Source organism: Streptomyces sp. NPDC018610 (assembly GCF_044391765.1).
Taxonomy (GTDB): domain Bacteria; phylum Actinomycetota; class Actinomycetes; order Streptomycetales; family Streptomycetaceae; genus Streptomyces.
Map to the genome: position 1 here is coordinate 312,569 of NZ_JBISAL010000007.1, position 20,875 is coordinate 333,443.

Annotated in this window: 15 protein-coding genes and 1 riboswitch; of the genes, 9 read left to right on the plus strand and 6 right to left on the minus strand. The window is 72.7% G+C overall.

Going from position 1 to position 20,875, the window contains the following annotated elements; translation table 11 throughout:
- Positions 1–14: 14 nt before the first annotated feature.
- Positions 15–1,025, minus strand: a complete 1,011-nt coding sequence (locus ACH5A8_RS20040) for a polyprenyl synthetase family protein (RefSeq protein ID WP_399003680.1) — start codon at positions 1,023–1,025, stop codon at positions 15–17.
- Between the two features lie 590 nt (positions 1,026–1,615).
- Positions 1,616–1,806, plus strand: a riboswitch (cyclic di-AMP (ydaO/yuaA leader).
- A 5-nt stretch (positions 1,807–1,811) separates the two neighbouring features.
- On the opposite strand from ACH5A8_RS20040, the gene ACH5A8_RS20045 reads away from it, so the two are divergent.
- On the plus strand, positions 1,812–2,291 hold the full coding sequence (locus ACH5A8_RS20045) for a transglycosylase SLT domain-containing protein (protein ID WP_399003682.1): 480 nt from the start codon (positions 1,812–1,814) through the stop codon (positions 2,289–2,291).
- Positions 2,292–2,419: 128 nt separating this feature from the next.
- Here the strand turns inward: ACH5A8_RS20045 and ACH5A8_RS20050 are convergent, their stop codons facing one another.
- A complete protein-coding gene (locus ACH5A8_RS20050; protein ID WP_399003684.1) occupies positions 2,420–3,232 on the minus strand; it encodes an HAD family hydrolase in 813 nt (270 codons plus the stop codon).
- A gap of 418 nt (positions 3,233–3,650) precedes the next feature.
- Between ACH5A8_RS20050 and fahA the strand changes: the two genes are divergently transcribed.
- The 8 genes from fahA to ACH5A8_RS20090 all read left to right on the plus strand — a co-directional run bounded on the left by fahA (position 3,651) and on the right by ACH5A8_RS20090 (position 13,090).
- On the plus strand, positions 3,651–4,862 hold the full coding sequence (gene fahA, locus ACH5A8_RS20055) for a fumarylacetoacetase (RefSeq protein WP_399003686.1): 1,212 nt from the start codon (positions 3,651–3,653) through the stop codon (positions 4,860–4,862).
- A 184-nt stretch (positions 4,863–5,046) separates the two neighbouring features.
- Entirely contained in the window at positions 5,047–5,985 is a 939-nt protein-coding gene (locus tag ACH5A8_RS20060; RefSeq protein ID WP_399003688.1) for a M56 family metallopeptidase, read from the plus strand.
- A 165-nt stretch (positions 5,986–6,150) separates the two neighbouring features.
- Positions 6,151–6,942, plus strand: a complete 792-nt coding sequence (locus ACH5A8_RS20065; protein WP_399003690.1) for a GntR family transcriptional regulator — start codon at positions 6,151–6,153, stop codon at positions 6,940–6,942.
- Between the two features lie 77 nt (positions 6,943–7,019).
- Positions 7,020–7,247 (plus strand): ferredoxin family protein, encoded by a 228-nt coding sequence (locus ACH5A8_RS20070; protein WP_053852588.1) that lies wholly within the window; start codon positions 7,020–7,022, stop codon positions 7,245–7,247.
- Positions 7,248–7,262: 15 nt separating this feature from the next.
- The gene (locus ACH5A8_RS20075; RefSeq protein ID WP_399003693.1) at positions 7,263–8,609 is read left to right on the plus strand and encodes an ABC transporter substrate-binding protein; all 1,347 of its coding nucleotides are present in this window, start codon (positions 7,263–7,265) and stop codon (positions 8,607–8,609) included.
- Positions 8,606–9,493, plus strand: coding sequence for an ABC transporter permease (locus tag ACH5A8_RS20080; RefSeq protein WP_399003695.1), 888 nt, complete (start codon positions 8,606–8,608; stop codon positions 9,491–9,493). The genes ACH5A8_RS20075 and ACH5A8_RS20080 overlap by 4 nt, the downstream gene beginning before the upstream one ends.
- Positions 9,477–10,316: an ABC transporter ATP-binding protein gene (locus ACH5A8_RS20085; RefSeq protein ID WP_399003697.1), complete on the plus strand. Its 840-nt coding sequence runs from the start codon at positions 9,477–9,479 to the stop codon at positions 10,314–10,316. Before ACH5A8_RS20080 ends, ACH5A8_RS20085 begins: the two co-directional genes overlap by 17 nt.
- 11 nt (positions 10,317–10,327) lie before the next feature.
- A complete protein-coding gene (locus tag ACH5A8_RS20090) occupies positions 10,328–13,090 on the plus strand; it encodes a fumarate reductase/succinate dehydrogenase flavoprotein subunit (RefSeq protein WP_399003699.1) in 2,763 nt (920 codons plus the stop codon).
- 386 nt (positions 13,091–13,476) lie between these two features.
- Here the strand turns inward: ACH5A8_RS20090 and recQ are convergent, their stop codons facing one another.
- From recQ to nuoL, 4 genes are all read right to left on the minus strand, one after another.
- Complete coding sequence (gene recQ, locus ACH5A8_RS20095) at positions 13,477–15,450, minus strand: DNA helicase RecQ (RefSeq protein WP_399003962.1); 1,974 nt, start codon at positions 15,448–15,450, stop codon at positions 13,477–13,479.
- 216 nt (positions 15,451–15,666) lie between these two features.
- Positions 15,667–17,316, minus strand: a complete 1,650-nt coding sequence (gene nuoN / locus ACH5A8_RS20100; protein WP_399003701.1) for an NADH-quinone oxidoreductase subunit NuoN — start codon at positions 17,314–17,316, stop codon at positions 15,667–15,669.
- Positions 17,313–18,920, minus strand: a complete 1,608-nt coding sequence (locus ACH5A8_RS20105; RefSeq protein WP_399003703.1) for an NADH-quinone oxidoreductase subunit M — start codon at positions 18,918–18,920, stop codon at positions 17,313–17,315. The genes nuoN and ACH5A8_RS20105 overlap by 4 nt, the downstream gene beginning before the upstream one ends.
- 5 nt (positions 18,921–18,925) lie before the next feature.
- Positions 18,926–20,872, minus strand: a complete 1,947-nt coding sequence (gene nuoL / locus ACH5A8_RS20110) for an NADH-quinone oxidoreductase subunit L (RefSeq protein ID WP_399003705.1) — start codon at positions 20,870–20,872, stop codon at positions 18,926–18,928.
- Positions 20,873–20,875 lie beyond the last annotated feature (3 nt).

The following is a 20,875-nucleotide window of genomic DNA, read 5'->3' on the forward strand; positions in this document are numbered from 1 at the left end:
GCACGGGACAGCCCTCAGCCGGCGCGGTGGACCACCGCGTCGCACAGCTGCAGCAGCGCCGCCTTCGCGTCGCACTCCCGCAGCGGGGCCAGCGCGGCCCGCGCCTCCTCGGCGTAGCGGACGGTGTCCCGGCGGGCCTGCTCCAGGGCCGGGTGCGCCCGCAGCGCCGCCAGCGCCTCGGCGAGCCGGGCGTCGTCACCGAGGTCGGATTCCAGCAGCTCGCACAGCGCGATGTCCTCGGCCAGCCCGAGCCGTGCCGCGCGCTCGCGCAGCCGCAGGACGGGCAGGGTCGCGACGCCCTCGCGCAGATCGGTGCCGGGCGTCTTGCCGGACTCGTGCGCGTCGGAGGCGATGTCCAGCACGTCGTCTGCGAGCTGGAAGGCGACGCCCAGCCGCTCGCCGTACTGCGTCAGCACGTCCACGACCGTCTCGTCGGCCCCGGACATCATCGCGCCGAACCGGCAGGAGACGGCGACGAGCGATCCGGTCTTGCCGCCCAGCACGTCCAGGTAGTGGTCGACCGGGTCCCGGCCGTCCTGCGGGCCCGCGGTCTCCAGGATCTGCCCTGTGACCAGCCGCTCGAACGCCAGCGCCTGGACGCGGACCGCCTCCGGCCCGAGGTCGGCGAGGATCTGGGAGGCCCGGGCGAACAGGAAGTCGCCGGTCAGGACCGCGACCGAGTTGCCCCAGCGGGTGTTCGCGCTGGCCACGCCGCGGCGCACCGCGGCCTCGTCCATCACGTCGTCGTGGTAGAGCGTGGCCAGGTGGGTCAGCTCCACGACCACGGCCGACGGCACGACCCCCGGCGCGTACGGGTCGCCGAACTGCGCCGCGAGCATCACGAGCAGGGGCCTGAACCGCTTCCCGCCCGCCTTGACGAGGTGTTGCGCGGCCTCCGTGATGAAGGGGACCTCGCTCTTGGTGGCTTCGAGCAACCCTTCCTCGACAGCCGCCAACCCGGCCTGGACATCGGCTTCGACAGCCTGGTCCCGCACGCTCAGCCCGAACGGCCCGACGACGGTCACGAGGGGTCTCCTGTCTGCTGGTGTCTGCTGGCGATTACACGGTTTGTCGATAGGTCGCTGCCATCACTCAAGTCAGCGTATCCGGTCAGGTTTCGATCACCGCTAGCGCCCACCGATACAGGCCAGGCGGTATCGGTCACGCCCGATATGCATGCGATCGCCACGTATGAACAGATATTTATCGACTCACTCCTCTTCCCCGTGGCCGCCCTCACTCGCACACACGCTCACAGGTACACACGTGCGCCAGGGCCAAGACGTCACTCGACGTGACGACCATCACACCAACTCCCTCCATGGCCCGATTTAACCGTATTGGCATCCCAATTCCGCTTAGCCGTAAATGCTCCGCAGCTAAACAAACCGTGAGTTGGGTCACGGCGGACCGTCGGGCCCACACGCACCGGACCTCACCGCTTCACCGTGTCCCGTAAGCCAGTTGAGTGTTGGCGATCGCAAAGGATCAAGCATCCCAAACACCCCAGACCAAGGTCAATTAGGGCGAGGTGTGGTTTCGGTACTTGTTCTGGACATGTGCTCTCGCATACGTTCCGGGCCGTCGGGCGGAACGCCGAATCCTGCCGCCGCCCGAATCCAACGAACCGACACCCATGGCAGGAGCGGGGGACCCAGGTAAGTCGCCGGGCCGGAGCGCCGTACGTCGTCCAACGTCGTACGCCACGCCGGAACGGCTCGGGGTGAAGCCGTGCCCTTCGGGGCGCGGCCGGGCACCTCCCCGCCCGAACCCGACAGCTCACCTCGCAGGCGACGGAGAGGAAGTCCCGCATGTCCGCAAACGGTCAGCGTCGTTCCCGCACCGCCCGCATCCTCCGCACCCTCGCCGTCAGCGGCACGGGCGCCGCCGTTCTCGCCGTCCCGCTCATCGGCGCCACCAGCGCCTCCGCGGCCCCGGCCACCACCACGGCCGTGAGCTCGGTCTCCTACCCGAACAACCTCGACGGCTGGATCCGGGAGTCCCTCGCGATCATGGCCGAGAAGGGCATCCCGGGCTCCTACAACGGCATCCACCGCAACATCATGCGGGAGTCGTCCGGCAACCCGATGGCCATCAACCTCTGGGACTCCAACGCCGCCAAGGGCATCCCGTCCAAGGGCCTGCTGCAGGTCATCCAGCCGACGTTCAACACGTACCACGTGGCCGGCACGTCGTTCGACATCTACGACCCGGTCGCGAACATCACGGCCGCCTGCAACTACGCGGCGGCGCGGTACGGCTCGATCGACAACGTCTACAGCGCGTACTGAGGGACGGCCCGCCGGACCTGACGGGAATCTGCCTGACGGAGACGACGCCGGGCCCGGCGGGACGAAGCACCAACACGGACCTGGACGGGCCGGGCACGGCCGGACCGCACCGGCCGCGCCCGGCCCGCCTAGGCGAACAACCGATCGAGGACGACGGCGATGCCGTCGTCCTCGTTCGACGTGGTGACCTCGTCGGCCACCGCCTTGAGTTCGGGGTGGGCATTGGCCATGGCGACGCCCCGGGCCGCCCACCGAAACATCGGGATGTCGTTCGGCATGTCGCCGAAGGCGAGGGCGCTCTCCCGCCCGAGCCCCAGGTGTTCGGCGGCCAGCGCCAGCCCGGTCGCCTTGGTGATGCCGCACGGCTGGAGCTCGACGGTGCCCGGGCCCGACATCGTGACCGTCGCCAGGGAGCCGACCACGCCGCGGGCCGCCGCCGCGAGCTCGTCGTCGCCGAGGTGCGGGTGGCGCAGCAGCACCTTGCTGATGGGCGCGCGCCACAACTCCTCGCGCCGTCCGACCCGCACGGCGGGCAGGGTGGGGTGCGGCATGCGGTACCCCGGCTCGATGAGCGTGAGCCCGTCCACGCCGTCCTGGTCGACCGCGGCGTACACCTCGCCCACCTCGGCCTCGATCTTGCCGAGCGCGGTCTCGGCGGTCTCCCGGTCCAGGGTGACCGACCACAGCAGCCGGTCCGTCCCGGCGTCGTAGAGCTGCGCGCCCTGGCCGCACACGGCGAGTCCGGTGGCGCCCAGGACCGCCAGCAGTGACCGCACCCTCGGCGCCGGCCGTCCGGTCACCACGAGGTGTCGGGCGCCGGCCGCGGCCGCCCGCGCGAGCGCGGCACGGGACCGGTCGGACACGGTGTCGTCGCCGCGCAGCAGCGTCCCGTCCAGGTCAGTGGCGATGAGGGCATATGCGGGGGGAACGGGAGCGGCCATGATCAGAGAATACGGACCCCTCGCACGGCGGGAACCACGGGAACCGGACGGCGCCGGCACGCTCCGCCGCCCCGGCCGTCCTCCCCCAACTCCCGTTGCCCGGCGGCCTGCTGGTCGGTGGTCGGGGTCCGCCGTCTCACGATCACGCCCGGCACGTCCCGGTCGGCCCCGAACGGCACGCCCACGGCTCGCCCGGCCACGGGCCCCCACGTGCCCCCTACGGAGCGGACCCACCCCGTCCGCCTCCCCAAAGGACGCCAAGCCGGAATCACCCTCTCCGACAAGGCCAATTGGGACATCGCGAGCTCTTCAGGCACTGCCCAAGACGGTCGGCGCCCCCGTAACGTGTGGCCCGACCACATGAACGTGTGGCCTGATCCAACGGAACGCACGGCACACGAAAGAGAGGCAGTACCCGATGCCCCCCTTCGAGGTCCCCGAGGGCGACCCCTTCGGTCCGCACAACCTTCCCTACGGCGTCTTCTCGCGCGCCGGATCGCAGGAGAAGACCGTCGGCGTCCGGCTCGGCGACCACGTCCTGGACGCGGGCGCGGCGGCCATGGCGCTCGGCTCCCCGTACGCCGCCCTCCTCGCCCGGCCGACGCTGAACCCGCTGCTGGCCGCCGGCCGCACCGCCTGGTCGGACGTGCGCCGCGCGCTGACCGCGTGGGTGACGGTGCCGGCCCACCAGGAGACCGTCGCCCCGTTCCTGCACCCGCTGTCCTCGGTCACCCTGCACCTGCCCTTCGAGGTCGCGGACTACGTCGACTTCTACGCCTCGGAGAACCACGCGCGGAACGTGGGCCGGATCTTCCGCCCGGACGCGGCGGACTCGCTCACCCCCAACTGGAAGCACCTGCCGATCGGCTACCACGGCCGCTCGGGCACGGTCGTCGTGTCGGGCACCGACATCGTGCGCCCCGCCGGCCAGCGCAAGGCCCCCACCGACCCCACTCCGGTCTTCGGGCCCTCCGTCCGGCTGGACATCGAGGCCGAGGTCGGCTTCGTGGTGGGCGTGCCCTCGCGGACGGGGCAACCGGTGTCGCTGGAGAACTTCCGGGAGCACGTCTTCGGGCTGTGCCTGCTCAACGACTGGTCGGCGCGCGACATCCAGGCCTGGGAGTACGTCCCCCTCGGCCCGTTCCTCGGCAAGTCGTTCGCCACGTCGGTGTCGGCGTGGATCACCCCGCTGGACGCGCTGGAGGACGCCCGGGTGGCCCCGCCGGAGCGGACGCACCCGCTGCTGCCCTACCTCGACGACTCGGCGGACGAGCCCGGCGGCTACGACCTGCGGATCTCCGTCGCGATCAACGGGCACGTGGTGTCCGAGCCGCCCTTCTCCACCATGTACTGGACGGCCGCCCAGCAGTTGGCCCACATGACGGTCAACGGCGCCTCCCTGCGCACCGGCGACCTGTACGGCTCGGGCACGGTGAGCGGCCCGGAGGCGGCGCAGCGCGGCTCGCTGCTGGAGCTCACCTGGAACGGCCGGGAGCCGCTCGAACTGCCCGACGGCAAGCGGACGTTCCTGGAGGACGGCGACGTGGTGACCCTGTCGGCCCAGGCTCCGGGCGCGGGCGGCGCCCCGGTGGGCCTGGGCGAGGTCACCGGGCGGATCGTGACGGCCTGATGCCGAGGCGGGGCGGGGCGTGCCGCCCCGCCGTACGCCGTCGGAATTCGGTCGCCGCCGGGTCCTGACTCCTGCCGTCCGGCACCGTCATACTGACGGCAGGCCGCGCGCGGCACCGCGCCGGACGCCCCAGAGCACCATCCGACATCCGCCCCACCTCCGATCAGGATCCGGAGTCCGTGGCATGACCGTCTGCCTGCTCCTGCTGTGCGCCGTCGCACTGACGGCCGCCGTACCGGCCCCCCGCGCGCTGACCCGGGCCGCGTGGCCCGAACGGGACCCCGTGGTCGCCCTGTGGGTGTGGCAGTGCCTGGTCGCGACCGTGCTGCTGTGCTGCCTGGCCGCCCTGGTGCTGGGCACCGCGGCCGTCTTCCACACCGTGCGCGACCGGGTCTTCGCACCCGCGCCGCCCGCCGTGACCGCCGCCTACGACCTGTCGGCCGCCCCGGTCTGGGCCGCCGTGCTCACCCTGCTGCTGGCGTGCGGGGCCGCCTGGACCACGGCGATGCTCGGCCGGGAGCTCGCCGAGGTCCGCCGGCGCCGTGGCCGGGCCCGCGCGCACCTGCGGGAGCGTGCCCCCGAACTGCCCGCCGGGCTCCCGGCGGCCCGCGGCCCGATGCTGGTGCTGGAGGACGAGTACCCGGACGCCTGGTGGATGCCGGGCCATCCGCCCCAGCTCGTCGTCACCACCGGCGCCCTGCACCGTCTCACCGGTCACCAGCTCGACGCGGTCCTCGCCCACGAGCGCGGGCACGCCCGCGCCCACCACGACTGGCTGCTGCACCTGTCGACCGCGCTGGCCACCGGCTTCCCGCGCGTCCCGCTCTTCGCTCACTTCTGCGACCAGACCCATCGCCTGGTGGAGCTGGCCGCCGACGACACCGCCTCCCGGCGCCACGGCCACCTCACCACGGCCCTCGCCCTGATCGAGCTCAACCAGCACCGCGGGGTCCTCTCCTGCGCCTCCAGCCACCGTCTGCTCGGCGAGCGCGTGGACCGCCTCCTCGAACCCCGGCCCCGGCTGGACCGCAGGCGCAGGGCCCTGACGACGGCCGTGGCCGCCCTGGTGCCGCTGCTGCCCCTGCTGATCACCTTCGCGCCCGGACTGACGGCGCTGAGCTGACCCCCGAGCCGTGCGGACCGGGAGCCGCGCAGCCGTGGGAACAGCTGGCGGATCTCCCGCACAGCACCGGGGAACCCGCAGGTCAGGGACGGTCCTTCGGGCTCCCGACATGGCGCAACACTTCAGCAACACGACTTTCCCTACCCGCTCGGTATGGTTCGGGCCATGCCAGCCTCCGACCGCATCCGGGACCACGCCGCCCAGGGCGCCGCGACCACCGTCGCCGCCCACCGGGCCCGGCGCCGGCTGCGCGCCGACCGGGCCCGGCAGCTCGCGGACCTGCTCCGCAGGCAACTGCTGACCGGCGCCTTCGCCGGCGGTGCGCTCCCCCACGAGGACACGCTCGCCGCCGACTACCGCGCCTCCCGCAACACCGTCCGGGAGGCCCTGGACCTGCTCCGCGCCGAAGGCCTCGTCGAACGCCTGCCCGGCGTCGGCACGGTGGTCGTCGCCCAGAAGTACCCGCACGGGCTCGACCGTCTGATGGGCCTCGCGGAGACCCTGCGCGAACACGGCCGGGTCACCAACGAGGTCCGCACCATGGGCCCCGCGCCCGCGCCCGCCCCGGTGGCCGAACGCCTGCGCGTCCCGGCCGGCGCCGACGTCCTCTGCATCGAACGCCTGCGCCGCCTCGGCGGCCTCCCCCTCTCCCTCGACCTCACCTACGTCCCGCTCGACATCGGCGCCGCCCTGCTCGACGCCGACCTGGAGAACACCGACGTGTTCCGCCTCCTGGAGGCCATCACCGGCCGCCCCCTCGGGCACGCCGAGATCACCCTGGAGGCGGTGAACGCGGACGCCCACTCCGCCGCCGTGCTCCAGGCCCCGCGCGGTGCGGCCGTCCTGATGCTGGAACGGCTCACCCACCTCGACGACGGTCGCCCGGTGGACCTGGAGTTCATCCGCTTCCGCGGCGACCGCATCACCATGGGCGGTCTGCTGCGGCGCTCCCGCTGACCCGCCCCGCCTGCTCGTCGCCCCCGCGCGCCTCTTCCCCGCCTCCACCCCGACGTACGACCTCCCTGGAGACAGCCATGCCCTTGGTGCCCCAGCGGGCCGACGTGCCCGTGACCATCGACGAGTCGAAGTGCATCGACGGCTGCACGCTGTGCGTGGACATGTGCCCGCTCGACTCCCTCGCCATCGACACCAGCAGCGGCAAGGCGTACATGCACGTCGACGAGTGCTGGTACTGCGGCCCGTGCGCGGCCCGCTGTCCCACCGGAGCCGTGACGGTCAACATGCCCTATCTGCTCCGGTGAGAGGCCGAACTCCCCATGAAACGCACCCCGGTCGCCCTGACCGCCATCGCCCTGCTCCTCCCGCTGTCCGCCTGCGGCGGCGCCGCGTCGGCCGGCGGTGACGGCCACACGGTCACGGTCACCGTCGGCTACCAGTCCAGGACCATCAACACCGTCACCGCCGGAACCCTCCTGCGCTCCCTGGGCTACTTCGAGAAGCAGCTGGGCTCCCTCCACGACGGCCACACCTACAAGGTCTCCTGGCAGGACTACGCCACCGGCGCCCCGATCACCGCGCAGATGACCGCGGGGAAGATCGACATCGGCTCGATGGGCGACTTCCCGCTGCTGATCAACGCGGCCCGCGGCAAGCAGCTCGGCCGGCCCACCCGCCTGGTCTCGGTCACCGGCTACAACCTGCGCGGCGGCCTCAACACCATCGTCACCGCGCCCGGCTCCGCCCTCGCCTCCCTCACGGACCTCAAGGGCAAGAAGGTCTCCACCAGCTTCGGTTCCGCCGCCGACGGCACCCTCGTACGCGCTCTGCGGCGCGCCGGCGTCGATCCGGACAAGGGGATCGAGAAGCTCAACCAGCAGCCCGCGGTGGGCGCCTCGGCCCTGTCGGGCGGCAGCGTCGACGCGCTGTCCCAGTTCGTCGCCTGGCCCGGCCTCCTCGCCTACCAGGGCAAGGCGAAGGCCCTGTACGACGGCGCCCAGCTGAACCTGCCCACCTTCCACGGCGTCACGGCCCGCGCGGACTTCGCCGAAGAGCGCCCCGCCGTCCTGGAGGCCTTCCTCAAGGCCCAGGCCCAGGCCACGGACTACCTGAACGCCCACCCGGTCGACGCCGCCGAGCGGGTCGCGCGGGCCACCGCCCTGCCCGCCGAGGTCGTCTACCTCTACAACGGCGCGCACGGCGTCGCCACCTTCGACCCGGCCGTCAAACCGCAGCTGGTGTCCGCACTGAAGCAGGACGTGTCGATCCTGAAGGACGCCGAGCTGACCGGCGACATCGACGTGGACTCCTTCGTGGACGACCGGTACGTGCGCAAGGCGCTCGGCACGGCGTACCCGAAGGCCCTCACCGCCGCCCCGCCGCCCGCGGCGAGCGAGGTGTGGGACAAGGGCGCCGAGCGGACCCGCGCCTTCAGGACGCCGAAGCAGCTCCTGGCCTACGTGGCCGGACACCGCGCCGGCATCCGCGCCGCCTACGTCCCCGACGCCACCACCGGCACCCTGTGGTTCGCCGACAAGGCGGTGTGGGTCGCCGACGGGTCCGGACTGCTGCCGTTCGTGGCACCGGCCACCGCCCACGCCTACGCCGCCGCCCACCCGGGCGCCCGTACCGTCTCCTACGCCGACGCGCTGGAGCGGGCGTCATGACCGGGCGGACCGCGCGGGCCGCCCGCTACGCGCTGCGCGTGCTCGCCCTCGCCGCCGCGCTCGGCCTGTGGCAGCTGCTGACCAGCCGGAGGATCGACCTGTGGCTGCGCTTCTCGCAGTTCCCGACGGTCACCGACGTCGCCCACGCCCTGGCCGGCCGGCTGTCCGGGGCCGACTACTGGACGGACCTGAGCGCCAGCCTCACCCGGATCCTCACCGGCTTCCTGCTGGCCGCCGTCCTCGGCGTGGCCACCGGTGTGATCGTGGCCCGCTCGCGCCTCGCCGAGGACCTGCTCGGCCCGCTCCTGGAAGTGGTCCGCCCGATCCCGGCGATCGCCCTCGTGCCCGTCGCGATCCTCCTCTTCCCCTCCAACGAGCAGGGCATCGTCTTCATCACCTGCACCGCCGCCTTCTTCCCGGTGCTCGTCTCCACCCGGCACGCGGTCGGCGCGCTGACCCCCGTTTGGGAGGAGGCGGTGCGCACCATGGGCGGCGGCCGGTGGCGCGTGCTGGCCTCGGTGGTGCTGCCCGGTGCGCTGCCCGGCATCTTCGGCGGGCTGTCGGTCGGCATCGGCGTGTCGTGGATCTGCGTGATCTCCGCCGAGATGATCTCCGGCCAGTACGGCGTCGGCTACCGCACCTGGCAGGACTACACGGTCGTCGACTACCCGGGCGTCTTCGTCGGCATGGTCACCGTCGGCGTGCTCGGCTGGCTGACCTCCACGGCCGTGGAACTCCTCGGCCGCCGTCTGACCCACTGGCTGCCGCGCGCCTCGCGGGCTCCCGTGGTCCGGCCCCGCCCGCAGCGGCCGGCCACGCCGCCGCTCACCCCCGCCACCGTGCGCGAGGAACCCGAGGAGGCACGTGATGAGCACCTCGTCTGAGACCCGGACGGCCCAGGCGGCGCGAACGGCCCAGGCTGCCCGGACGGCCACCGCCGGAGGGGAGGAGGAACGGGCGCTGTCCGCCCCCGGGCACGGCCTCCGGCTCACCCTCGCCGGCGCGGTGCTCGGCCGCCCGGACGCACCCGCCCTGGACGCCGTCGACCTGGACGTCGCCCCCGGCGAGATCCTCACCGTCGTGGGTCCCTCCGGCTGCGGCAAGTCGACGCTGCTGCGCACCCTGGCAGGCCTGCTGCCGCCCCTGGCCGGGACGGTCGCCCAGGACGGCCGGCCGCTGACCGGGCCCTGCGCCGAACGCGCGCTGGTCTTCCAGGAGGACGCCCTGCTGCCCTGGCGCACCCTGCGCGCCAACGTCGAACTCCCGCTGGCCATCGCCGGCCGCCCCCGCCGCGAACGCCGCGAACGGGCCGGGACCTGGCTCGAACGCGTGGGACTGGCCGCACAGGCGCGGCAGTTGCCCCACCGGGTCTCCGGCGGGCAGCGCCAGCGCGCCCAGCTGGCCCGCGCCCTGGCCGGCAGCCCGCGCGCCGTGCTGATGGACGAGCCGTTCGGGGCGCTCGACGCCCAGACCCGCGCCGGCATGCAGGACCTGCTGGTGGAGGTGCTGGCCGGCACCGGCGCGACGGTCGTCTTCGTCACCCACGACGTGGACGAGGCCCTGTTCCTCGGCGACCGCGTGGCGCTGCTCGGCGCCGGCCACCTGCTCGCCGTACGCGACGTGCCGCGCCCGCGTGAGCGTGCGGGGCGCGACGACCCGGCGCGCACGGCGCTGCGGCGCGACGTCCTGTCCTCCCTCGGTACCTGAAAGGCCCCCAGGTGGAGATTCCCGCCCTCACCGACGCAGAAGAACTGACCTGCGACGTCCTCGTCATCGGCGGCGGCACCGCCGGCACCATGGCGGCCCTGACCGCGGCCGAGCGCGGCGCGAACGTGCTGCTGCTGGAGAAGGCGCACGTGCGGCACTCCGGCGCGCTCGCCATGGGCATGGACGGCGTCAACAACGCGGTCGTCCCCGGCCGTGCCGAACCCGACGAATACGTCGCCGAGATCACCCGCGCCAACGACGGCGTCGTCGACCAGTCCACCGTCCGACAGACCGCCACCCGCGGCTTCGCCATGGTGCGGCGGCTGGAGTCGTACGGGGTGAAGTTCGAGAAGGACGAGCACGGCGAGTACGCGGTGCGGCAGGTGCACCGCTCCGGCTCCTACGTGCTGCCCATGCCCGAGGGAAAGGACGTCAAGAAGGTCCTGTACCGGCAGCTGCGGCGGCGCGAGATGCGCGAGCGCATCCGGATCGAGAACCGGCTCATGCCGGTGCGCGTCCTGACGGCGGGCGAGGGCGAGGACCGCCGGGCGGTGGGCGCGGCGGCGCTGCACACCCGCACCGGCGCGTTCGTCGTCGTCCGCGCGGGCGCGGTGATCCTCGCCACCGGGCCCTGCGGCCGCCTCGGCCTGCCTGCCTCCGGCTACCTCTACGGCACCTACGAGAACCCCACGAACGCGGGCGACGGCTACGCCATGGCCTACCACGCGGGCGCCGAGCTGACCGGCATCGAGTGCTTCCAGATCAACCCGCTGATCAAGGACTACAACGGTCCGGCCTGCGCCTACGTCGCCAACCCGTTCGGCGGCTACCAGGTCAACCGGCACGGCGAACGGTTCGTCGACTCCGACTACTGGTCCGGCCAGATGATGGCCGAGTTCGCCGCGGAGGTGGCCTCCGACCGGGGGCCGGTCTACCTGAAGCTGAGCCATCTGCCCGAGGAGTCGGTCTCGGCGCTGGAGTCGATCCTGCACTCCACCGAACGCCCCACCCGCGGCACCTTCCACTCCGGCCGCGGCCACGACTACCGCACCCACGACGTGGAGATGCACATCTCGGAGATCGGCCTGTGCGGCGGCCACTCCGCCTCCGGCGTACGCGTCGACGACCACGCCAGGACGACCGTCCCCCGCCTCTACGCGGCCGGCGACCTGGCGTGCGTGCCGCACAACTACATGATCGGCGCGTTCGTCTTCGGGGAACTGGCGGGCGAGGACGCCGCGCGGTACCGCCCCTACGAGGGCGAGCTGCCCCAGGACCAGGTGCGCGAGGCTCACGAGCTGGTCTACCGTCCGCTGCGCAACCCGGACGGCCCGCCGCAGACCCAGGTCGAGTACAAGCTGCGCCGCTTCGTGAACGACTACGTGGCCCCTCCCAAGTCGGGCGCCCGGCTCTCGCTCGCCCTGGAGGCCTTCGAGCGGATGCACGCCGACATCGCCGCGATGGGCGCCGCCACGCCGCACGAGCTGATGCGCTGCGCCGAGGTCACCTTCATCCGCGACTGCGCGGAGATGGCCGCCCGCGCCTCCCTGGCCCGCACGGAGTCCCGCTGGGGCCTCTACCACGACCGACTCGACCACCCCCATCGCGACGACGCGTCCTGGTTCCACCATCTCGATCTGCACAAGTCCCCCTCCGGTGCGATGGAGTTCACGGCCCGGCCCGTGGCTCCCTATCTGGTCCCGGTCGAGGGCTTCGCCCCCGTGGGCGGCCCCTCCCGGCACCTGGGCGAGGTGCGCGCCGAGGACGTGGCGACGGCCGGGTCACGGGACGCCGCCCCCGCTCCGCTCGACGCGTCCCGGGCCCCCGACGCGGCCCAGGCCCCCGGCGCCGCGGCTCCGTCCCCGGCCGGCGCCCCCGCCGCTTTGGGCGCCGACTCCTCCGCACGCCTCCTCGAACTGGTCGCCCTCGCCGACTCGGAACCCGAACTGCCCGAGCTTCGCTCCTACTTGACCGATCCGGACGCCGACGTGCGGCGCGCCGCGGTGGGGGTGCTCACCGAGACCGTGCCGGCCGGGACCGGCCCCGCGCTCGCCACCGCCCTGCGCGACCCGCACGGCGATGTCCGCGCCGCCGCGGCGGCGTCCCTGCGGGAGCTGGTCGAGACCCTGCCGCCCGACCCGGCCCTGTGCGGCGGCCTCACCGAGGCGCTGGCCGAGCCCGATCCGGTGGTCCGGGCCGCCGCCCTGGACGTCCTGCGCGCGCTGCGCCTGGGCGACGCCGGGCTGTTCGCCGCCGCCCTGACCGACCCGGACACCGCCGTGCGCGTCGAGGCCGTGCGCGCCCTGGTCTCGGTCGACGCCGCCGAGCCGCTGGCACGCGCGGCCGGTGACGCCTCCCGCGAGGTGCGGGTCACGGTGGCCAAGGCGCTGGCCGGCCTGCCCGGCGATCCGCACGCCGCCTCCGCCCTTCAGCGGTTGACGGGCGACGCGGACGCCCTGGTGCGCGGCGCGGCGTTCGAGGCCCTGGCCTCGGCCGGGTGCCCGCCCGCGCTCGCCGGGCGCGCCGTCGCGGCCGTGGCCGACCCGGCCTGGCAGGTCCGCGCCGGCGCGGCGACCGCCCTGTCCGCCGCGGACTCGGGCATCGCCGTCCCGGTCCTGGCCAAGGCCCTCGCCGATCCCAACGCGGACGTGCGCAAGGCGGCCGTCCTGGCGCTGGCCCGGCACCGTGCCGCACAGGCCGCCCGCGCCGCCCTGGCCACGGCCACGACGGACCCGGACGCCGACGTCAGGGCCTACGCCCTCCGTGCCCTGTGACCGCCCGCCGCCGTCCCCTTCCCGGGGGCCGGCGGCAGGCACTCACGGCTCCGCCACCGGCCCCGGCGACGACCGCGCCCCGAGTCACAACGGTTCGGCGACGGGCCACGCCCGGAGTCACACCGGTCAGGCAATGGGCCGGGGCCGAGTCACGCCGGTCCGGCGAGGGGCCGCACCGGGCCGGGGAGAGCCGGGTCGGGCAGAGCCGGGTCGGGCAGGGCAGGGCCTGCCGGGCGTGCCAGGACTACCGGCCCGCCAGGCGCACCAGGCCTGCCCATCACGCCGGGCCCGCCAGGTGTGCGGGCGTGCGGGGCGCCGGGGCCCGCCAGGTGTGCCGGGCGTGCGGGGGCGCCGGGCCCGCCAGGTGTCCCGGGTGTGCCGGGCGTCTATGTCCAGTCCGGCTCGGGCTCCGGCTCAGCGTCGGGCCACTCCCCCGCCGGGTCCGGTTCGTCCGCGGGGGCCGTCGCCGGGCCGGACGGACCGTCCAGTGACGCGAGCACCCCGAGGACGCCCTCGCCGTAGGTGGCCAGCTTCTTCTCGCCGACCCCGCCGACCGCGCCGAGCTCGGCCACCGACGTGGGCCGGACCGTGACGATCTCGCGCAGCGTGGCGTCGTGGAAGATGACATACGCCGGGACGCCCTGTTCGCGGGCCTGGTCGGCGCGCCAGGCGCGCAGGGCCTCGAAGGCGGGCTGCAGTTCCTCGGGCAGCTCGGCCGCCGCGGCCTTGCCGCCCTTGGCCCGCCCCGAGCCGGACGACGCGCCCGACTTGGCGGCGGCCTGCCGCTTGGGCTCCTTGCGCAGCGGCACCTCACGTTCGCGCCGCAGCACCGAGGCGCTCGTGTCGGTCAGCGCCAGCGTGCCGTACTCGCCCTCGACCGCGATCAGGCCCTGGGCCAGCAGCTGCCGTACGACGCCCCGCCATTCGCCCTCGGTCAGCTCCTCGCCGATGCCGAACACGGACAGCTGGTCGTGGTCGAACTGGATCACCTTGGCGGTGCGCTTGCCGAGCAGGATGTCGATGATCTGGCCGGCGCCGAACTTCTGCCCCCGCTCCCGCTTCAGCCGCACCACCGTCGACAGCACCTTCTGCGCCGCGACCGTGCCGTCCCAGGTCTCGGGCGGCGTCAGACAGGTGTCGCAGTTGCCGCACCCGGCCGCACCCGGCTCCTGGCCGAAGTAGGCGAGGAGCTGGCCGCGGCGGCACTGGACCGTCTCGCACAGCGCGAGCATCGAGTCGAGGTGAGCGGCGGCCCGGCGGCGGAACGCCTCGTCGCCCTCGCCGGACTGGATCAGCTTGCGCTGCTGTACGACGTCGTTGAGTCCGTAGGCCATCCAGGCCGTCGACGGCAGGCCGTCGCGGCCGGCGCGGCCGGTCTCCTGGTAGTAGCCCTCGACGGACTTGGGCAGGTCCAGGTGGGCGACGAACCGCACGTCGGGCTTGTCGATGCCCATGCCGAACGCGATCGTGGCGACCACGACCAGGCCGTCCTCGCGCAGGAACCGGGACTGGTGCGCGGCACGCGTCCCCGCGTCCAGGCCCGCGTGGTAGGGCACCGCCTCCACGCCGTTGGCCGACAGGAACTCCGCCGTCCGCTCCACCGAGTTCCTGGACAGGCAGTACACGATGCCCGCGTCGCCCGCGTGCTCCTCGCGCAGGAAGGCCAGCAGCTGCTTCTTGGGGTCGGCCTTGGGCACGATGCGGTACTGGATGTTGGGCCGGTCGAAGCTGGCCACGAAGTGCCGGGCCCCCGGCATGTTCAGCCGCTGGGTGATCTCCTGGTGGGTGGCGTGCGTGGCGGTCGCCGTGAGGGCGATCCTCGGCACGTCCGGCCAGCGCTCGCCCAGCAGCGACAGCGCGAGGTAGTCGGGGCGGAAGTCGTGGCCCCACTGGGAGACGCAGTGCGCCTCGTCGATGGCGAAGACGGAGATCTTGCCGCGGGAGAGCAGGTCGAGCGTGCCCTCCAGGCGCAGCCGCTCCGGCGCCAGGTAGAGAAGGTCCAGCTCGCCCGCCAGGAACTCGGCCTCCACCACGCGCCGCTCGTCGAAGTCCTGGGTGGAGTTGACGAAGCCGGCGCGCACGCCCAGGGCGCGCAGGGCGTCCACCTGGTCCTGCATCAGCGCGATCAGCGGGGAGATCACGATGCCCGTACCGGGTCTGACCAGGGACGGGATCTGGTAGCACAGCGACTTGCCGCCACCGGTGGGCATGAGGACGACGGCGTCGCCGCCCGCCACCACGTGGTCGATGACCGCCTGCTGTTCGCCCCGGAATGCCTCGTACCCGAAGACCCGGTGCAGCGTGGCCAGCGCCTCGCTGTCCGTCACTGGCATCTCGGTGACACCACCCGTCCCGCTCATCGTCTCGTCCCCCGTGCGTCGTCCCTCGACCACTGCCTCCACGATAGGGGTCCGCACCGACAGACCCCCGAGTTGTCCACAGGCCGCCGGTGCGAGGATCCGCACACACTACGATCCGCCCGTACGGCCACCGTCCCCCTTCTCCCCCCGCTCATACGGCTGCCCGGCCCTCCGCGGACGGAGGAGCCGGGCAGCGGCGTGCGCCGGGGGACGGCCTCAGCGCACGAACACTCCCGCCTGGTTCGCCAGGTCCAGGAAGTACTGCGGGGCCACACCCAGGACCACCGTGACCGCCACGCCGACGCCGATGGCCGTCATGGTCAGCGGCGAGGGCACCGCCACCGTCGGCCCGTCCGCCCGCGGCTCGCTGAAGAACATCAGCACGATCACCCGGATGTAGAAGAAGGCCGCGATCGCCGAGGAGATCACACCGATCACCACCAGCGGCGCCGCACCGCCCTCCGCCGCCGCCTTGAACACGGCGAACTTCCCGGCGAACCCGCTGGTCAGCGGAATGCCGGCGAAGGCCAGCAGGAACACGGCGAACACGGCCGCGACCAGCGGGGAGCGACGGCCGAGCCCGGCCCACTTCGACAGGTGCGTCGCCTCGCCGCCCGCGTCGCGCACCAGCGTGACCACCGCGAAGGCGCCGATCGTCACGAAGGAGTACGCGGCCAGGTAGAACAGCACGGAGGAGACGCCGTCCTTCGAGGTGGCGATGACACCCGCGAGGATGAACCCGGCGTGCGCGATCGACGAGTACGCCAGCAGGCGCTTGATGTCGGTCTGGGTGATCGCGACGATCGCGCCGACCAGCATGGTGACGATGGCCACCCCCCACATCACCGGCCGCCAGTCCCAGCGCAGCCCCGGCAGCACCACGTACAGCAGCCTGAGCAGCGCGCCGAACGCGGCCACCTTGGTCGCCGCCGCCATGAACCCGGTGACCGGGGTCGGCGCGCCCTGGTAGACGTCCGGCGTCCACATGTGGAACGGCACCGCGCCCACCTTGAACAGCAGGCCCATGACCACCATCGCGGCGCCGATCAGCAGCAGCGCGTCGTTGCCCATGGTGTCGGCGAGCGCCGGGTCGACGCTCGGGACGTCGCCCTCGACGACCCGCCCGATCGCGGCGTAGGACACCGAGCCCGCGTAGCCGTACAGCAGGGCGATGCCGAACAGGGTGAAGGCGGAGGCGAAGGCGCCCAGCAGGAAGTACTTGACCGCGGCCTCCTGCGACATGAGCCGCTTGCGGCGGGCCAGGGCGCACAGCAGGTAGAGCGGGAGGGAGAAGATCTCCAGGGCCACGAACAGGGTCAGCAGGTCGTTCGCCGAGGGGAACACCAGCATGCCCGCGACGGCGAAGAGCAGCAGCGGGAAGACCTCGGTGGTGGTGAACCCGGCCCGCACCGCCGCCTTCTCGCCGTCGCCGCCCGGCACGGACGCGGCCTGCGCGGCGAAGGAGTCGACGCGGGTGCCGTGCGCCGCCGGGTCCAGGCGCCGCTCGGCGAAGGTGAACAGGCCGACCAGTCCCGCGAGGAGAATGGTGCCCTGGAGGAACAGGGACGGGCCGTCGACGGCGATGGCGCCCATCGCCGCGATGTGCGCCTTGGTGGTGCCGTACCCGTCGGCCGCCAGCGCGACCACGGCGGCGAAGCCGGCGCAGAGCGCGACGGCGGACACGAACACCTGTGCGTAGTAGCGGGACTTGCGCGGGACGAACGCCTCGATGAGCACCCCGACGATCGCCGCGCCGACGACGATCAGGGTGGGCGAGAGCTGCCCGTACTCGATCTTCGGCGCGTCGATCTTCGAGATCGGGTCGGCCGCGGTTGTCCACAGGCTGTGGACGGCTGCTGCGCTCACTTGGCCGCCTCCACCTCGGGCTTGGGATCGGTCTTGTGTACGTCCGACATGGTCTGCTTGACCGCCGGGTTGACGATGTCCGTCACGGGCTTCGGGTAGACGCCCAGGAAGATCAGCAGCACGATCAGCGGCGCCACCACCACCAGCTCCCGCACCTTGAGGTCCGGCATCGCCGAGACCTCGGGCTTGACCGGGCCGGTCATCGTCCGCTGATAGAGGACGAGGGTGTACAGCGCGGCCAGCACGATGCCGAAGGTGGCGATGATGCCGATCGCCGGGTGCCGCGTGAACGTGCCGACCAGGACCAGGAACTCGCTGACGAAGGGCGCGAGACCCGGCAGCGACAGGGTCGCCAGGCCGCCGATCAGGAACGTGCCGGCCAGGACCGGCGCGACCTTCTGGACGCCGCCGTAGTCGGCGATGAGCCGGGAGCCGCGCCGCGAGATCAGGAATCCGGCGACCAGCAGCAGCGCGGCCGTCGAGATGCCGTGGTTGACCATGTAGAGCGTCGCGCCGGACTGGCCCTGGCTGGTCATCGCGAAGATGCCCATGATGATGAAGCCGAAGTGCGAGATCGACGCGTAGGCGATCAGGCGCTTGATGTCCCGCTGGCCCACCGCGAGCAGCGCCCCGTAGATGATGCTGATCACGGCCAGGACCAGGATCACCGGCGTGGCCCACTTGCTGGCCTCGGGGAACAGCTGGAGGCAGAAGCGCAGCATCGCGAAGGTGCCCACCTTGTCGACGACCGCCGTGATGAGGACGGCGACCGGGGCGGTGGACTCGCCCATCGCGTTGGGCAGCCAGGTGTGCAGCGGCCACAGCGGCGCCTTCACCGCGAAGGCGAAGAAGAAGCCGAGGAAGAGCCAGCGTTCGGTGCTGGTGGCCATGTGCAGGGAGCCGTCGGCGCGGGCCTGGGCGATCTCGGCGAGCGAGAAGTTCCCGGCGACCACGTACAGCCCGATCACCGCGGCCAGCATGATCAGACCGCCGGCCAGGTTGTAGAGCAGGAACTTCACCGCCGCGTACGACCGCTGGGTCGACGCCGTCTCCTCGCCGTGCTCGTGGGCACGGTCGCCGAAGCCGCCGATGAGGAAGTACATCGGGATCAGCATGGCTTCGAAGAAGATGTAGAAGAGGAAGACGTCGGTGGCCTCGAAGGAGATGATCACCATCGCCTCGACGGCCAGGATCAGGGCGAAGAAGCCCTGGGTCGGCCGCCAGCGGCGGCTGCCGGTCTCCAGCGGCTCGGCGTCGTTCCAGCCGGCCAGGACCACGAACGGGATCAGCAGCGCGGTCAGCGCCACCAGCGCCACCCCGATGCCGTCCACGCCCAGTTCGTAGCGGACCCCGAAGGCCGCGATCCAGGAGTGGGACTCGGTGAGTTGGAAGGGGGTCCCCCCGCTCGAGCCTGTTCGAGAGTGGGGGAGGGCGCCGTCCGGGTCGAAGCGGACCAGGACGGTGACGGCCAGGGCGAGGGTGGCGAGCGAGACGATCAGCGCCAGCCACTTGGCGGCGGTGCGCCGGGCCGCCGGTACGGCGGCCGTGGCGACGGCCCCGACGGCCGGGAGCACCGCCGTCGCTGTGAGCAGTGGGAAGGACATCGGTATCAGACCGCCCTCATCAGCAGGGTCGCGGCGACCAGGAGCGCCGCACCGCCGAACATCGAGACCGCGTAGGAGCGCGCGAAGCCGTTCTGCAGCCGGCGCATCCGTGCGGACAGGCCGCCCATGGAGGCCGCCGTGCCGTTGACGACGCCGTCGACCAGGGTGTGGTCGACGTACACCAGCGAACGCGTGAGGTGCTCGCCGCCGCGGACCAGGACGACGTGGTTGAAGTCGTCCTGGAGCAGGTCGCGGCGGGCGGCCCGGGTCAGCAGCGAACCGCGCGGGGCGACGGCCGGGACCGGCTTGCGGCCGTACTGGGCCCAGGCGACGGCGACGCCGACCACCAGGCAGACCATGGTGGCTCCGGTGACCGTCGCCGCGCTGAGCGGCGAGTCGCCCTCGCTGTGCCCGGTGACCGGCTCCAGCCAGTGCAGGAAGCGGTCGCCGATGCTGAAGAACGCGCCGCCGAAGACGGACCCGACGGCCAGCACGATCATGGGGATCGTCATGACCGCGGGCGACTCGTGCGGGTGCGGCTCCGCGTGCGCGCCGCGCTTCTCGGCGGCCGGCTCCACGTCGGGCTCGGCCGGGGACGCGGTGGGCCGCTCGCGCCAGCGCTCCTCGCCGAAGAACGTCATCAGCATCACGCGTGTCATGTAGTACGCCGTGATGGCCGCGCCGAGCAGGGCCGCGCCACCGAGGATCCAGCCCTCGGTGCCGCCCTTGGCGAAGGCCGCCTCGATGATCTTGTCCTTGGAGAAGAAGCCGGACAGGCCCGGGAAGCCGATGATGGCGAGGTAGCCGAGGCCGAAGGTGATGAAGGTGACCGGCATGTACTTGCGCAGGCCGCCGTACTTGCGCATGTCGACCTCGTCGTTCATGCCGTGCATGACCGAGCCGGCGCCGAGGAACAGCCCGGCCTTGAAGAAGCCGTGCGTCACCAGGTGCATGATCGCGAAGACGTAGCCGATGGGGCCGAGCCCCGCGGCCAGCACCATGTAGCCGATCTGCGACATGGTCGAGCCGGCCAGCGCCTTCTTGATGTCGTCCTTGGCGCAACCGACGATCGCACCGAACAGGAGCGTGACCGCGCCGACGACGGTGACGACGAGCTGCGCGTCGGGCGCGGCGTTGAAGATCGCCCCGGAGCGGACGATGAGGTAGACGCCGGCGGTGACCATGGTGGCGGCGTGGATGAGGGCGGAGACCGGGGTCGGGCCCTCCATCGCGTCGCCGAGCCAGGACTGCAGCGGCACCTGGGCGGACTTGCCGCAGGCGGCGAGCAGCAGCATCAGGGCGATGGCGGTGAGCCTGCCCTCGCCGGTGTCACCGGTGTGGCTGAGGACCGGACCGAAGGCGAAGGTGCCGAACGTCGTGAACATCAGCATGATCGCGATGGACAGGCCCATGTCGCCGACCCGGTTGACCAGGAAGGCCTTCTTCGCCGCGGTGGCGGCGCTCGGCTTGTGCTGCCAGAAGCCGATCAGCAGGTAGGAGGCGAGACCGACGCCCTCCCAGCCGACGTACAGCAGCAGGTAGTTGTCGGCGAGGACCAGCAGCAGCATCGCCGCGAGGAAGAGGTTGAGGTAGCCGAAGAAGCGGCGGCGCCGCTCGTCGTGCTCCATGTACCCGATCGAGTACAGGTGGATCAGCGAGCCGACGCCGGTGATCAGCAGCACGAACGTCATCGACAGCTGGTCGAGCCGGAAGGTGACGTCGGCCTGGAAGCCGGCCACCGGGATCCAGCTGAACAGGTGCTGGACCATGGTCCGGTGTTCGGCGCCCTTGCCGAGCAGGTCGGCGAAGAGGACCAGGCCGATCCCGAAGGAGGCGGCCGCGAGCAGGGTGCCGAGCCAGTGGCCGACGGCGTCGAGGCGCCGGCCGCCGACCAGGAGGACGGCCGCTCCGAGCAGAGGCGCCGCGATCAGCAGCGCAATCAGGTTCTCCACGAT